Raw genomic sequence first — 13,781 nt, forward strand, 5'->3', positions numbered from 1 at the left:
AATGGAAAATATATTTAGCCTGTCCGGAAAGGTTGCAATTGTAACAGGTTCACTCGGACTGATCGGAAAAAATCACTGCCGGGCTCTTATAAATGCTGGAGCGAATGTTGTGGTCACCGATATAAATGGTGCGCAATGTGAAGAGTTTGCACGGGAAATCTCCCCTGACAATGACTCGACAAAAGTAATTGGTTTCGGAGCAGACATTACTTCTCCAAAGGAAATAGAGAATCTGCGTGATTTCACTTTGGAAAGATTGGGAAGAATCGACATTCTCGTCAATAATGCTGCAATTAACGACAAATTTGAAGATCCCGCAGCACTTTTTGAGCAATCCAAATTTGAGAACTACCCTCTTGACCTGTGGAACAAGTCCCTGACTGTAAATGTCACCGGTATGTTTCTTTGTTCTCAAATTATTGGTAAAGTGATGGCAGATGCAGGTAAAGGCAGCATTATAAATGTCGCTTCAACTTACGGGGTTGTTGCTCCCAATCAGGACCTGTATATAGATTCTGAAGGAGTTCAGAAATTCTATAAAACTCCTGCCTATCCTGTAACCAAAGGAGCGGTAATCTCATTCACAAAATATCTCGCCGCCTATTGGGGTGAAAAGGGGGTCAGGGTAAACACTCTCACGCCCGGCGGAGTCGAGAACAATCAGGATGAGTATTTTATAAATGAATATTCAAAACGCACACCATTAAAAAGGATGGCTCAACCTGATGATTACATGGGGGCGCTTGTTTTCCTCGCATCAGATTCCTCCTCTTACATGACAGGAGCCAACCTTGTGGTTGATGGAGGATTCACAATATGGTAGATTTGTCAGGACTTAAGATTCCTCTCGATGAGGCAGTCTTAAAAGCAAAAAAATTAAAAATAATCATCACTGATGTTGACGGAGTTCTTACCGATACTGGGGTTTTTTATTCCGCAGAAGGGGAAGCGATGAAAAGGTTTTCCATCAGGGACGGAATGGGAGTCGAAAGACTGCGCACTGAGTGTGGAGTTGATACAGGTATCATGACCGGTGAAAACTCGCCGGCTGTCACGAAACGGGCGGAAAAACTGAAAATCGTTCACTATTTCCCTGGAATAAAAGACAAAAAATCAGTCTTCCGGGAAATTATTGCTTCAGGAAATTTTTCACCGGAAGAAATAGCATTCATTGGAGACGATTACAACGATATCGGCATTATTGAAGAGGCAGCTTTCACGGCTTCCCCTGCCGATGGAATGCCGTATATCAGATCCCTTGTTGATTATGTCTGTTCAGTGAATGCGGGTTATGGTGCCTTTAGAGATTTTGCCGAACTGATAATCCATCTCAGGCAGAATTATTAACCAATCGGGTTTGAACAGGTATTTTACAAGTTAAGCGGACCAAATTCTTATATATAAGAGGTTTTTTTTGAGAAATGAAAGATTAATTAAGGTTGGTAATCGATTTATTGGTGACGGACAACCTTGTTTTGTGATTGCCGAGATTGGCATCAATCATAATGGATCAGTTGAAATTGCTAAAAAACTGATAGACGGAGCTGCAAATGCAGGATGCGACGCAGTCAAATTTCAGAAGCGGACTCCCGAAATTTGTGTACCCAGGGATCAGTGGAATATCGAGAGAGACACTCCATGGGGCAGAATGACCTATATCGATTACCGTCACAGAATGGAGTTTACACCCGACCAGTTTGGAGAAATAGCAGAACATTGCAGGGCAAAAGGAATTGAGTGGTTCGCTTCGTGCTGGGATGAAGATGCTGTCGATTTTATTGAAGAGTTCAATCCCTCACTTTATAAAATCGCATCTGCTTCCCTGACTGACCATAATCTGTTAAAAAAACATGTAAATTTGGCAAAACCATGTATTTTGTCTACAGGAATGTCGACGATAGATGAAATTGAAGAAGCCGTTGAAGTTTTTGATATTGAAAATCTTTTACTGGCTCACGCTACTTCAACTTATCCTTGTCCACTTGAGGAACTAAACCTGAAGATGATTTTAACTCTCAAAACCATGTACCCTCACACTGTAATTGGTTACTCAGGTCACGAGACGGGTCTGGCACCAACCGAGGCTGCTGTTGCAATGGGTGCAGCTTTTGTAGAACGACATATTACCCTCGACAGGGCAATGTGGGGCTCTGATCAGGCTGCTTCAGTAGAAGTCGGAGGATTTGCGAAGCTTGTCGCCAATATCAGAGATATCGAGACAGCTCTGGGTGACGGTATCAAAAAAGTTTATGAGAGCGAAAAAGGTCCAAGGAAAAAACTGAGAAGAGTATTGTAGGAGAGTCTGTTTTGGAAATCATCATAAATTTCATAAAAAATTACCTGCTAAATCTTGACACAGCGACTGTTGTAACAGGTTCGATAATCGTCATCTTCGCCATAACCCTCATACTTCTCGAAAAAAAATTTCCCTACACAAAAGGGCAAAAGCTCCTTCGTGAGGGATTTTTCAACGATCTTGTTCTTTACACCATTGTTCAGTCGTATGTTTTGGGACTTGTCATCGGTGAATTAATTAAGTTTATCGACAGTCAGACCGGCATCCAAAGATACCAGCTTCTTACGGATGTGCCGGTGTGGATTATCGTACTCGGCTCCCTCTTCTTTCACGATTTCTATATCTACTGGTTCCACAGGTGGATGCACAACAACAAATATTTGTGGAGACTGCATGAGGCTCATCACTCGACGAAGGAGGTTGACTGGTTGTCGGGCTCCCGGTCACATGCTCTGGAAATCCTGATCAACCAGACTGTTGAGTTTGCCCCTTTCATTCTGTTGGGCGCTCCTGCTGAGGCTGCCATTATTAAAGGGTGTATTTCCGCTGTCTGGGGAATGTGGATTCATGCGAATCTCGATGTCCACACCGGGAAACTCCACTACATAATTAACGGACCTGAAATGCACCGCTGGCACCATTCAGACAAACACGAGGAAGCCTATAACACCAATTATGCAACCAAGTTTGCTTTCTGGGATTATCTTTTTGGGTCTGCTTTCTTCCCTGATGGCGAAAAACCAAAATATTACGGATTGTCTGAGTTTTTCCCCTCAAATTATGTAAAACAGTTCTTCTACGCATTCAGAAGGATGAGAGAAGAGGGATGAATTACGAAGGCTGAGGAATGAATGGTGAAGGATGAATAGCGAAGGATGAAGTCAGAAGGCTGAATAGCGAAGGATGAATTGCAAAAGAAAAGGCTGTCGGGTTTCGGCAGCCTTTTTTATTGAGATCTAAATTATCAGTTTGCAGTGTTATCTATTTCAGATAAACTATTTTAACCACTCCGGAAGTTTTGCTGTTTGAAACTGAAAACAGATAAACACCCGAGGGTACTGAAAGTTCCGAAAAATCAATCGAATAGTCAACCGCTCCGGCTTGAGATACATTCATTACTTTCCTTGAGATCACTTCGCCTGTAATTCCGGTAATTTGAATGGTATACTCTCCTGCATCCGCAAATGAAATCTGTATTTTCGCCATATTATTAAACGGATTGGGATATGCATTTGAGATCGTGAATGTATTTGGTACAGGGGTGACGTCATTCACTGAAACAGGTGCAAAAAGATTTTTGTATGCGAAGAAGTTTCCATCCGAATCTCCGATTATCAGATCCTTTTTTGTGTCTCCATCGATATCAGCAAAATATGGTGTGGAATTTTGATCCATCTCAATTCCTGCAACCAGAGTACTGTTGTTGGTCCAGACAGGTGCAGTTGCAGTTCCGGAGTTTTCATAATACTTAAGGTCTCCCCAGAGGCTCCCTATTATGAGATCGTAATCACCGTCATTGTCAACATCACCGAACGAGGGACGGTTGTAAGATCCAAAGTTGATCCCGGCTATCATCGAAGGATTGGAGGTAAAGGTGTTGTTTCCGACATTCTCCATAAAAACTACATTTGATGCTGTTTCAGCTCCGACAAGAAGGTCCATGTCTCCGTCTCCATCCAAATCGACGGGTGCCGGAACGCTCGTCCAACCAATGTCAACTGCTGAAAACCAGTTAGCCTGTGTGAAACTGCCGTTATTATTTAAATAGAGGTAAACTTTTCCATCGGTGGCACCGGTAACCACATCATAATCTCCATCTTTGTCGAAGTCAGCAAATCTCGGTATCGAATACGAGGAAGTTGACATATTCCCGTAATTACCGGAGGTCAGGGCAAACTGGGGAGCAAATTTAGTACCATTGTTTTGCACGAGTCTGATCTGTCCTGTGGAAGTTCCTGTTATCAAATCAAAATCGCCATCATTATCAAAATCTGCGAGGGATGCTGTTGAGTTGCCGGACACCTTAACCACGGGGAAATATGTACCATTATATGCAAAGACAGGTGATGTCAGGGTACCATTATTTTGATACATTAAAATGTTGCCATCATCAGTCCCGTAGATGAGGTCGCGATCACCATCGTTATCGATATCCACAAGGTCAGGATTCTTCCAGTAGTGGGAAGTTTCGGTCGTAAAAACATCAGCAACGCCTGTCCAAACGGGTGCATTCACTGTACCGCTGTTTCTGTAATAAAGAAAAGAAGCCAGATCCCTGCCAAGCAAAAGATCAAGTTTCCCGTCATTATTCAAATCTGCAAGTCTTGGGTAGGAATTTCTTCCTATGTCCGGAATTCCGGCAACAAATGCCTGATACTGTTCGAATACAGGCTCTGTCGGAGTGCCGATATTCCTGAAACCAAGAGTAAGTCCCGGGGTTGGTCCACCAAGAAGCGACTCCCCTATTCCGGCTAAAAGATCAAAATCACCATCTCCATCAAGGTCACCAAATTCAGGTTTGGCATCAGTCCCAATCAGATTGTTCACATTAATAAAAATTGAGTCCTTTTTCACCCATTCCGGAGCTGATATTGTGCCAAAATTTAGAAAACAGGTAAATCCTCTGAATCCTCCTGTTACAAAATCCATTTTACCATCACCATTCAGATCCACAAAAACACCATATGAATAGCTGTTTGTAGGATCCAAAAGAGCAATTTGTGCGAGATAGACAGTGTCCTCTGTAAAATGAGGTTTGCCGTTTACCGGATCATTACGGTAAAATCTGGCATCACTGCCAAGGTAACACAGACTTAAGTCTTTGTCTCCGTCGTTGTCATAGTCAATGAAAAACGGTGCAGTGAAATGCTTCATTAACAGGCCTGTAGGATTAAACACTCCCTTCATTTCTGACCAGTTTTGAGAAAATAGGTTAATAGTAAAAAGTAAGGATAATATTAGGTATCGCATGTTTTCTTCATTTATTTATAATAATAATTTGATTATGCAATTTAGGAATTTTTATCCAATTATTGTTGATAGAGAGTACCTGATTCATATTTCTCTCCATGAGTGGAAATTTTGGAAGGCAAATGGCGCCAGTTCACTGAATTTATAGCGGATACTGAATCCGTAACAATCAGAAAGCAGAAAATATTTTTGCAAAATAAAAATAGTATGCAGATAATTTGAAATTTTTTTTGTAATTTTCAGTCATATTAGATGTGAAATAGTATATAATCAAAGATACTAACTTAATTAATGGTGAAAAATACAAATGAGGCAGGATATGTTATGTGATAGCACAAAAAAGGAGATAGCTGACAGATTACGGTATTATGCGCACATGAAGTTTGGTAGTCTGAAGTTGTTGGCGAGACAACTCGGAGTAACTTCAAGCACATTGTCGCAATATGCAACAGGCAAAAGCATTCCCGGTAACACGATGCAGAACAGGTTGCGCGAGATAGGGTGTGATGTCGAGTGGTTAATGACGGGAAATTCGGAAAACATGGATGCGGAGGTGATTTCGATCCCAAACGAATTCAAACTTTTAAGACGGGATTTCACTGTCTTGATGAGAGACAATGAAATATTTAATCTGCGTCTTCAGAGAATTGAATCTGCGCTGGAATCTCTATCAGTCGAACTGAATTCCTACAGACGGGAAAACGATATGAGATAAGGGTGTGGAGCTACGGGGATTCGAACCCCGGGCCTTTTCATTGCGAACGAAACGCTCTACCAACTGAGCTATAGCCCCCCATCATAAAGTTTGCGGGATTTGGGTACCTGTCCTCATTGCATGAGAAGGGGTACCTCGGGATTCTATTTTTTCTTTTTGCTTGGTTTGGTATTCTTTGCAGGAGCTTTATCTGATGCCACGGCACTGACTTTTACTTTACCTGCTCTTTTGAATTTGTATGTCAAAGAGTACTTCTTTCCTTTTGCAATGTCTTTGTTCAGTTTGATCAGCATTATGTGCATCCCGCCGGGTTTCAACTCAATGGTCTTCTTTGCAGGAATTACAATGAAATCGACTTTTCGCATTCCGGTTTTGCCGTTATCATCAAATGATTCGTGAATCTCTGTCACTTTCGCGAGATCGGATTCGACTGCATAGAGCGTATCAGCTTTATCGCTTTTATTAGTGATTTTGGCATATACTGCTGTATTGGTGCCCTTGGAATTGGGTCGTATCCAGTTGGATGAAACATCAATTTTGGGAGCAAGTGCAGTGATTAACAAAAGACTTGTGACTAATTTAAACATTTTTACCTCAGTTTTTCAATATCCACAACGATTTCGGAAGTGTTGGCTTTACTTCCGGAATATTCTTTTCTTAAAAATCCTTTTTTGTCTATCAATGATATCCTGTCTGTATGCGTGAAGAAATATGACAATGTGCCGTCAACTATTGTCGAATCTTCAGGTACTGCAACTATTCTCATTGTTGACATGAGTGAATCAGTTATCTTTCTGTCCCCGGTAAGGAATCTGAAGTTCTTCTCGTTTATTTCCCTAAGCGCTGCAAACTTTTTTAACAGGGGGACGGTATCTCTTGCCGGATCGAAGGAAATCGCCACAAAAACCACATCGTCGGTTTCTCCCTTGCCGGTCAGTTCATTTTGAACCAATTGCATGTTGTTTACTGTTAAAGGACATATATCAGGACAGTGTGTGAAGACAAATCCAACAACAACCACCTTGTTCTCAAAGTCGGTTGGAAAATCCACGGTTTGTCCGTCCTGATCCAACAACTTAAAAGAAAAACCTCTTAGATTCTCGTCAAGTTCGAATTTTGATTTGCATCCGGAAAAAAGGAGCAAAAGGAAAACGAATGAAGCTAATAAATACTTTTGAAAATTAAAATTTATCATAGGTAAATATCAGCAAAATTATCAAGAAGTAAAAGCCAAAATCATGAAGCTAATTTAGAGAAAATATTCTTTTTATGCGATTATTAATCTTCTACAAATTATATTCAGGTTCGGAATTTATCCATTTCTAATCATCAGGTAGTGAATAATGAACAACATTCAATGGCATTCTCTTAAATCGGACGAAACACTCAGAAAGCTAAATTCTCACACCGACGGTCTGACAACTCAGGAAGTGAGCGAAAGAATTGCGAAGTATGGTTACAACGAAATAGAAGAAAAGGCAGCAGTCTCCCCTCTTGCCCTGTTTATCTCGCAATTTAACAGTCTGCTGATCATTATACTCTTCGTGGCAGCAATAGTATCTTTGAGCTTTGGAAAAATTACTGAAGCTATCTCAATCATTATTATCGTGATATTTGCCGGTGTTCTGGGATTCATTCAGGAATTCAGAGCGGGAAAGGCACTGCAGTCTTTAAAGAAGATGGCAGCACCTCTGGCTATAGTAATCAGAAACGGCAAGGAACAGGAAATTGCGTCAAGAGAACTGGTTCCCGGCGATATAATTAAGATTTCGATGGGTGCAAAAATTCCCGCCGATGCACGGATAATAAAATGTGCAAATCTTAAGGTTGAGGAAGCTGCTTTGACCGGTGAATCTGTACCGGTGGATAAACACACAGACCCTGTTCATGGTGAAAACATCCCTCTTGGTGACCGTAACAACATTCTTTTTGCAGGTACCGCTATTTCATTCGGAAGAGGGACTGCGATTGTGATCGCTACCGGAATGGAAACTGAGTTTGGCAAAATAGCCACAATGCTTCAGAATACCGAGGATGAAAGGACACCAATCCAGGTAAATCTTGACCAGCTTGGGAAAAAACTCGGAATTTTTGCCATTTCTCTTTCGGTCATCATGTCAGTGTTTCAACTCATCAGGGTTTTTTCCTCAGGTGCACTTACTTCCGACAAGATCATGGATGTGTTTATTTGGGGTGTTGCTCTTGCAGTAGCAGTGATACCTGAAGCACTTCCGGCTGTGGTTACCATCTCTCTGGCACTCGGTGTGAGAAGAATGGTAAAAAGAAAAGCTCTTATACGAAAACTTCCCGCGGTTGAAACTCTGGGTGCAACCAATATTATCTGTTCCGACAAGACTGGTACCCTCACACAGGATGCAATGACCATCAAAAAGATGTTTACGGGTGGCACTGTTTACAAGGTAACCGGAAACGGGTATAAACCGGAAGGGAGCATTCTTGCAGGTGATGTTGAAGTCAAGGAATTGCCTCTTCCCCTGAAGCATACTTTGGAGAGTGGTGTACTCTGCAATGACACAAAACTCGTAAAAGAGGATGACGAGTGGGAAATCATCGGCGATCCGACTGAAGGAGCCATTGTTGTGGTTGCCGAAAAAGCCGGCATTAGTAACAGTACATTTAATTCAAATAATCCCCGCCTGTATGAAATTCCTTTTTCATCCGAAACAAAAAAGATGACAACTGTGAACAAGACTTCGGAGGGGCTTTGGGTTTCTTCCAAAGGTGCACTGGAGATGTTACTGGCTTCCTGCAAGTATATCTACAGGGCTGACGGCATTGGTGAGATCACACAGGATGACATCGATCTGATTCAGAAACATTACAAGGAATTTGCTGACGATGCCCTGCGCGTTTTGACGATTTGCGGGAAGAAAGTCGAACTGGATATCGATGCCTTCAAAACAGTTGCAGAAGAAGCGAATGAAAAAGAGGATATCAGGCAGGATCTGATTCATATAATTGAGAATGATCTTATTTTCCTCGGACTGGTGGGTATGTTCGATCCACCTCGCGAAGAGGTTAAGGAAGCCATTAAAATTTGCGACAAAGCGGGCATCAGACCGATCATGATCACAGGTGATCACAAGGATACCGCTGTAGCAATCGCCCGTGAACTTGGTATTCTGAAGCATGGAGGGGCATTATCCGGACAGGAACTGGATAAGCTGACTGACGAGGAATTTTTGGACAGCGTTGACAATACGGATGTTTATGCCAGAATCTCCCCTGCTCACAAGATGAAAATCGTTGAATCTCTGATGAAAAAGGGAAATATTGTTGCAATGACAGGTGACGGTGTCAATGATGCACCCTCGCTGAAGAAAGCCAATATCGGCGTTGCGATGGGTATTACGGGAACGGATGTAAGCAAGGAAGCAGCCGACATGATCCTGACGGACGACAACTTCACCTCAATTGTTTCAGCGATCGAGGAAGGGAGAAGTATCTTCGAGAACATCAGGAAATATCTCGTTTATCTTCTCAGTGGTAATCTGGGGACTGTTTTCGGCATCCTTATTACTTTTTTCCTTGGGTATTCCCTTCCCATTAATGCAGTACAGATCCTGTTCATTAACTTTATCATGGATGGACTTGTCGCGATCGCTCTGGGGGTAGAACCACCCGAGCCGGGAATAATGGACAGAAAACCAAGAAACACGAAGGAAGGAATTTTGAATACGCCGGCTCTTCGTTCCATTGGAATTCTGAGTATTTGGATTGCGATAATTACCACTGCTGCCTACGCATACTCAATGGAATATGGTCATGTTGCCGGAATTACTGATATCAAATTGATTGAGAAAGAAGCTTCAACAGTATTCTTTATTACCCTGCTTGCAGCGAGATTCTTCAATGGATTCAACTGCCGGTCTGTTTCAAGATCGATGTTCGCGATTCCATTTTTCAGCAACAAGACACTTCTCTACAACATACTGGCGTCGATCGGAATCATTGCATTGATTTTCATCATCGAGCCATTGAGAAATGCGTTTGATTTGTCACATGTAACCACGAGTGAAATAATTGCAGCAGCAGTCACTTCATTTTCGGTTATAATTTTCTCAGAATTGCTCAAGCTGTTTTACAAGAACAAAGCAGAACAGTAATTCTAACGAACACTTCTTATCATATTTTCAAGCCGGAGCAGATTCAAAGTTTTTGGTCTGCCCGGCGAATATATTCCTGCCTCAATATAAAATGTTTTAGTCCCCTGTTTCAGAATTCTTCCCGTGAACACCCCTGCCATCGGGTATGGACTTGTGGTCCAGTCTCCTCGAAAAGAGTTGGTTAATGTCGAGTCCATAAACAGCCTGCCGCTTTCCATCATAGAACCATCTCTGTAAACAATCGCCTTGCGAATGACAGCATCTCTGATATTCCTCATTTGTGAAGTATCACTAAGGGAGCCTGTGTCGGGAATCTCAGCAATCAGTATCCATTCTTCGGTTTTGGTGCCGGCTCCTCTTCTCATTAAGGACCATCCTTTGTGATTAAGCGGCAATACAGGCTCAAACCCGACAGGAACTCTGATATCAACCGCACGAACAAGTTTAATTGAGTCTGAAATTTCTTTTTCATATTTTTCAGGGATTTTCGAAGACCGGGAGATGTTCAGGCAATCGTCTTTCATTTTTTGGATCAGGGTACCGGAGGAAGCTGTCAGGAAGGTATCGAGATTAAACTCCCTTCCATATATCATAAACCAGACTGTCTGCCCGTTGTAGAATAAATTATCCTTCCTGATTATGACAGGTTCACTTCCTGTTTCTGCTCCGGAAATTACTTCATTACTAAATATGTTTTTGAAGCGTTGAGCCATTAAACCGGAGGAAGTCCTCAGAAATATTAGGAGATTTTTTCCTGAAGGGGTTTTATCGAAGTTCTGTTTTATAAAGGTCACTGATTCAAAAAAAGGTTCGTTCAGTCCTTCGAGCGAGACTGATGAGATGACTGAGTCAATAATTTCCTGCTGAGAACCTGTGACGGTCTCATCGGTAATTATTTGAATTTCAGTAATTTTTCCGGAGGATTCAGGTAGCTGGTTGTTACAACTGATTAAAGCAAGAGAGAACAGAAAGAGGGGGAAATAAAACCTGAAGAGGTTACACCGGAACATTCTTCAGAACCAGTTCCAGATTCGGGAAGAAGAGCCAGTATAAAAGCCACAGGACAGTCCCTGTCGAGAGAGGAATGGCTACATTATCATCGAGTACACCTGAGGCTACATTCTCCGCTATAGCAGCGACAAAGCCACTAAAGACAATCATGCCGATTTCGATCCATGAATCGGTGAATTTCGGTGTCAGAAATGCAATGACAACTGTACTGAGGAAAAAAGCTCCTGTACCCTCAAGGCTTTTTTTGAGGAAACGGGTTTTGCCCCACTTCCTGCCGATCAGGGCAGCCACAGTATCACCAACGATAAGAAAGAGGAGAGCAACGATGGCTATTGCCTTCGGGAAGACAATAATGCAAAGTATGGCGGCTCCGAGCAACCAGGTGGCGCCTGAAAGTTGTTTTTTCCCCTCGTCAAGCTCGTGCTTTCTAAAAATGGAACCGAAAAACTTGTAAACAAATTTGGCGAACGGCGGGCTTACAAATCTTCCGACATCAACGATCAAGGAGATTAGAAGAACGAGACCGAGAATAATCAGTCCCGTGTTTTTTGGAATAAAGTAATAAATAACAGGAATAGACAGACTACAAGTATGGATCATCTTACGATAGATCTCATATTTGTAGTCTATCTGAGTTTGTTCAGAACTATTCATCAGCCGGTTTAACAACTGTTGATCTGCTTTTCAGCATCTCTTTTACATGGTCCGGCAGTTCTTCTTTTTTGTCAGCTTTTGGTACAGGAGGCAATTCCTCGCCTCTCATAATTTTGTCGATTTCATCTGAATCGAGGATTTCTCTTTCGAGCAATTCAGCGGAGAGTTTATGGAGCATCTCAATATTATCCTTGAGGATGATCATAGCCCTGTCCATACATGAATTGATGATTCGTTTTATCTCCTCATCAATCTCGATGGCAGTTTTTTCGCTGTAATCCCTGTGCTGTTGAATTTCCTTTCCGAGGAAAATTTCTTCATGCTTAGTACCATAATTAAGCGGTCCGAGTGTCTCACTCATACCCCACTCACAAACCATTTTTCTGGCGAGATTTGTCGCACGCTCAATGTCGTTTCCGGCACCAGTTGTGTAGTGGTTAAAAATTATTTTTTCCGCCGCTCTGCCACCCAAAGCGTAGGTAATAACAGCTTCAAGGTACGATTTTGAATAAGTGTGTTTCTCATCCACAGGCAGGTAACTCGTTACACCAAGTGCCCTTCCACGCGGAATAATTGTCACTTTGTGCACAGGATCAGCTTCGGGAATCATTTTTGCAACAAGAACATGTCCAATCTCATGATATGAGGTGGTTTTCTTTTCCGCATCGGAGATAATCATGCTCTTCCGCTCCATGCCCATCATGACTTTATCTTTTGCCTCTTCGAAATCATCCATATCAACTTTGGATTTGTTTTTTCTCGCTGCAAGAAGTGAAGCTTCATTTACGAGGTTTGCGAGTTCGGCACCTGCGAGACCCGGTGTTCCCTTGGCAAGTATTGAAAGTTCCACATCATCCGCCAGTGGAGTATTCTTGGTATGCACCTTAAGAATGCCTTCTCTTCCCTTAACATCAGGTCTGTCAACAACAATCTGTCTGTCAAACCTTCCCGGTCGGAGCAAAGCAGGATCGAGGACATCTGGTCTGTTTGTGGCTGCTATAATTATGACGCCGCTGTTTTGTTCGAACCCGTCCATTTCGACGAGGAGCTGGTTTAAAGTCTGTTCCCTCTCATCGTGACCGCCACCAAGGCCGGCACCTCTGTGACGACCGACGGCATCAATCTCATCGATAAATATGATGCATGGGGCACTTCTCTTTCCCTGCTCAAACAGGTCTCTCACTCGGCTGGCACCCACACCAACAAACATCTCAACGAAATCAGCACCTGAAATCGAGAAGAATGGAACGCCTGCTTCACCGGCAACTGCTCTCGCAAGAAGGGTCTTACCTGTCCCCGGAGGTCCCAAAAGGAGGACGCCGCGTGGAATCTTTCCGCCAAGTTTTTGGAATTTTGAAGGTTCTTTGAGAAATTCTATAACTTCCTGCAATTCAACTTTGGCTTCATCGGCACCGGCAACATTTTTAAATGTCACTTTATTGTTCGACTGATTGATCAGTTTGGCTTTACTCTTGCCGAAATTGAAGATACCGCGCTGACCACCGGCTCCACCACCGCCCTGCATTCTTCTCATAAAGAAGAACCAGAGACCTATGATGAGAATCCAGGGAATCATGCTGATAAGAATTGTCATGAAATTATTTGATTGCTGATTAATAGTCAGATCAATCTTTTTTTCATCCCATTTTTTCTTCTCGAGTTCAAAATCCGGTTCGGCAATGTTCACAGTTATTTTGTCTGTCAACACTTTTTTTTCAGCAATTCCGACATTTACTTTTTCCCTGAGTTCCGCCTGAAAAGTGTGAACCTTTGAATCAGTGATGTTCACTTCAGCCGATTTAATCAGGCTGTCATTAAGGATTTTAACATACTGATAGTAGGGTATTTCAACATATTTGACTGTTTCACCTTTGAAGAGTTGCATGGCAATAACGGCTGCAATGATAACTACCCCCCAGCCGAAAACCACCCTCATGATTTTATTCCAGTCGAAATTCTCGTCAGGTTTGTTACTATTCTTATTCTTGTTTTTTTGATCCATCTTAGT

12 protein-coding genes and 1 tRNA gene are annotated in these 13,781 nt (G+C 42.3%); 6 read left to right on the forward strand and 7 right to left on the reverse strand.

The genetic code is table 11. The features are described 5' to 3' along the window. The first annotated feature begins 1 nt into the window (after window position 1). The 4 genes from LCH52_05895 (at window position 2) to LCH52_05910 (ending at window position 3,126) form a co-directional block, all read left to right on the forward strand. On the forward strand, window positions 2–823 hold the full coding sequence (locus LCH52_05895) for an SDR family oxidoreductase (GenBank protein MCA0388011.1): 822 nt from the start codon (window positions 2–4) through the stop codon (window positions 821–823). After that, window positions 817–1,347 carry an HAD hydrolase family protein gene (locus LCH52_05900; protein ID MCA0388012.1) on the forward strand — a complete coding sequence of 177 codons (531 nt, stop codon included), beginning with the start codon at window positions 817–819 and terminating at the stop codon, window positions 1,345–1,347. Before LCH52_05895 ends, LCH52_05900 begins: the two co-directional genes overlap by 7 nt. 67 nt (window positions 1,348–1,414) lie before the next feature. After that, window positions 1,415–2,296 (forward strand): N-acetylneuraminate synthase family protein, encoded by an 882-nt coding sequence (locus LCH52_05905; protein ID MCA0388013.1) that lies wholly within the window; start codon window positions 1,415–1,417, stop codon window positions 2,294–2,296. Between the two features lie 11 nt (window positions 2,297–2,307). Next, window positions 2,308–3,126: a sterol desaturase family protein gene (locus LCH52_05910; GenBank protein MCA0388014.1), complete on the forward strand. Its 819-nt coding sequence runs from the start codon at window positions 2,308–2,310 to the stop codon at window positions 3,124–3,126. Between the two features lie 151 nt (window positions 3,127–3,277). Here LCH52_05910 and LCH52_05915 read toward each other — a convergent pair whose 3' ends face one another. Further along, window positions 3,278–5,170: a T9SS type A sorting domain-containing protein gene (locus tag LCH52_05915; GenBank protein ID MCA0388015.1), complete on the reverse strand. Its 1,893-nt coding sequence runs from the start codon at window positions 5,168–5,170 to the stop codon at window positions 3,278–3,280. Window positions 5,171–5,585: 415 nt separating this feature from the next. Between LCH52_05915 and LCH52_05920 the strand changes: the two genes are divergently transcribed. Beyond that, window positions 5,586–5,981, forward strand: a complete 396-nt coding sequence (locus tag LCH52_05920; GenBank protein ID MCA0388016.1) for a helix-turn-helix domain-containing protein — start codon at window positions 5,586–5,588, stop codon at window positions 5,979–5,981. Between the two features lie 5 nt (window positions 5,982–5,986). Here the strand turns inward: LCH52_05920 and LCH52_05925 are convergent. The 3 genes from LCH52_05925 to LCH52_05935 form a co-directional block, all read right to left on the reverse strand. Continuing rightward, window positions 5,987–6,059: transfer RNA gene (locus LCH52_05925), tRNA-Ala, on the reverse strand. Between the two features lie 65 nt (window positions 6,060–6,124). Then, window positions 6,125–6,568, reverse strand: coding sequence for a copper chaperone PCu(A)C (locus tag LCH52_05930; protein ID MCA0388017.1), 444 nt, complete (start codon window positions 6,566–6,568; stop codon window positions 6,125–6,127). A 2-nt stretch (window positions 6,569–6,570) separates the two neighbouring features. Next, on the reverse strand, window positions 6,571–7,176 hold the full coding sequence (locus tag LCH52_05935) for an SCO family protein (GenBank protein ID MCA0388018.1): 606 nt from the start codon (window positions 7,174–7,176) through the stop codon (window positions 6,571–6,573). Window positions 7,177–7,324: 148 nt separating this feature from the next. Between LCH52_05935 and LCH52_05940 the strand changes: the two genes are divergently transcribed. Continuing rightward, window positions 7,325–10,108 carry a cation-translocating P-type ATPase gene (locus LCH52_05940; GenBank protein ID MCA0388019.1) on the forward strand — a complete coding sequence of 928 codons (2,784 nt, stop codon included), beginning with the start codon at window positions 7,325–7,327 and terminating at the stop codon, window positions 10,106–10,108. 2 nt (window positions 10,109–10,110) lie between these two features. On the opposite strand, the gene LCH52_05945 is transcribed toward LCH52_05940, so the two are convergent. The 3 genes from LCH52_05945 to ftsH are packed head-to-tail and all read right to left on the reverse strand — an operon-like array spanning window position 10,111 to window position 13,775. After that, window positions 10,111–11,118 (reverse strand): DUF4837 family protein, encoded by a 1,008-nt coding sequence (locus LCH52_05945; GenBank protein ID MCA0388020.1) that lies wholly within the window; start codon window positions 11,116–11,118, stop codon window positions 10,111–10,113. Beyond that, the gene (locus tag LCH52_05950) at window positions 11,105–11,773 is read right to left on the reverse strand and encodes a dolichol kinase (protein ID MCA0388021.1); all 669 of its coding nucleotides are present in this window, start codon (window positions 11,771–11,773) and stop codon (window positions 11,105–11,107) included. The genes LCH52_05945 and LCH52_05950 overlap by 14 nt, the downstream gene beginning before the upstream one ends. Continuing rightward, complete coding sequence (gene ftsH / locus LCH52_05955; GenBank protein MCA0388022.1) at window positions 11,766–13,775, reverse strand: ATP-dependent zinc metalloprotease FtsH; 2,010 nt, start codon at window positions 13,773–13,775, stop codon at window positions 11,766–11,768. Before ftsH ends, LCH52_05950 begins: the two co-directional genes overlap by 8 nt. Window positions 13,776–13,781 lie beyond the last annotated feature (6 nt).

Source organism: Bacteroidota bacterium, from assembly GCA_020161395.1.
GTDB lineage: Bacteria > Bacteroidota > Ignavibacteria > Ignavibacteriales > Ignavibacteriaceae > UTCHB3.

Bases quoted from the DNA above. Each gene is read 5' to 3' on its own strand.
- LCH52_05900 (MCA0388012.1), top strand. From the start codon at position 817: ATGGTAGATTTGTCAGGACTTAAGATTCCTCTCGATGAGGCAGTCTTA.
- LCH52_05920 (MCA0388016.1), top strand. From the start codon at position 5,586: ATGTTATGTGATAGCACAAAAAAGGAGATAGCTGACAGATTACGGTAT.
- LCH52_05915 (MCA0388015.1), bottom strand. From the start codon at position 5,170: ATGAAGCATTTCACTGCACCGTTTTTCATTGACTATGACAACGACGGA.
- LCH52_05940 (MCA0388019.1), top strand. From the start codon at position 7,325: ATGAACAACATTCAATGGCATTCTCTTAAATCGGACGAAACACTCAGA.
- LCH52_05930 (MCA0388017.1), bottom strand. From the start codon at position 6,568: ATGTTTAAATTAGTCACAAGTCTTTTGTTAATCACTGCACTTGCTCCC.
- LCH52_05935 (MCA0388018.1), bottom strand. From the start codon at position 7,176: ATGATAAATTTTAATTTTCAAAAGTATTTATTAGCTTCATTCGTTTTC.
- LCH52_05950 (MCA0388021.1), bottom strand. From the start codon at position 11,773: ATGAATAGTTCTGAACAAACTCAGATAGACTACAAATATGAGATCTAT.
- ftsH (MCA0388022.1), bottom strand. From the start codon at position 13,775: ATGGATCAAAAAAACAAGAATAAGAATAGTAACAAACCTGACGAGAAT.
- LCH52_05945 (MCA0388020.1), bottom strand. From the start codon at position 11,118: ATGTTCCGGTGTAACCTCTTCAGGTTTTATTTCCCCCTCTTTCTGTTC.
- LCH52_05895 (MCA0388011.1), top strand. From the start codon at position 2: ATGGAAAATATATTTAGCCTGTCCGGAAAGGTTGCAATTGTAACAGGT.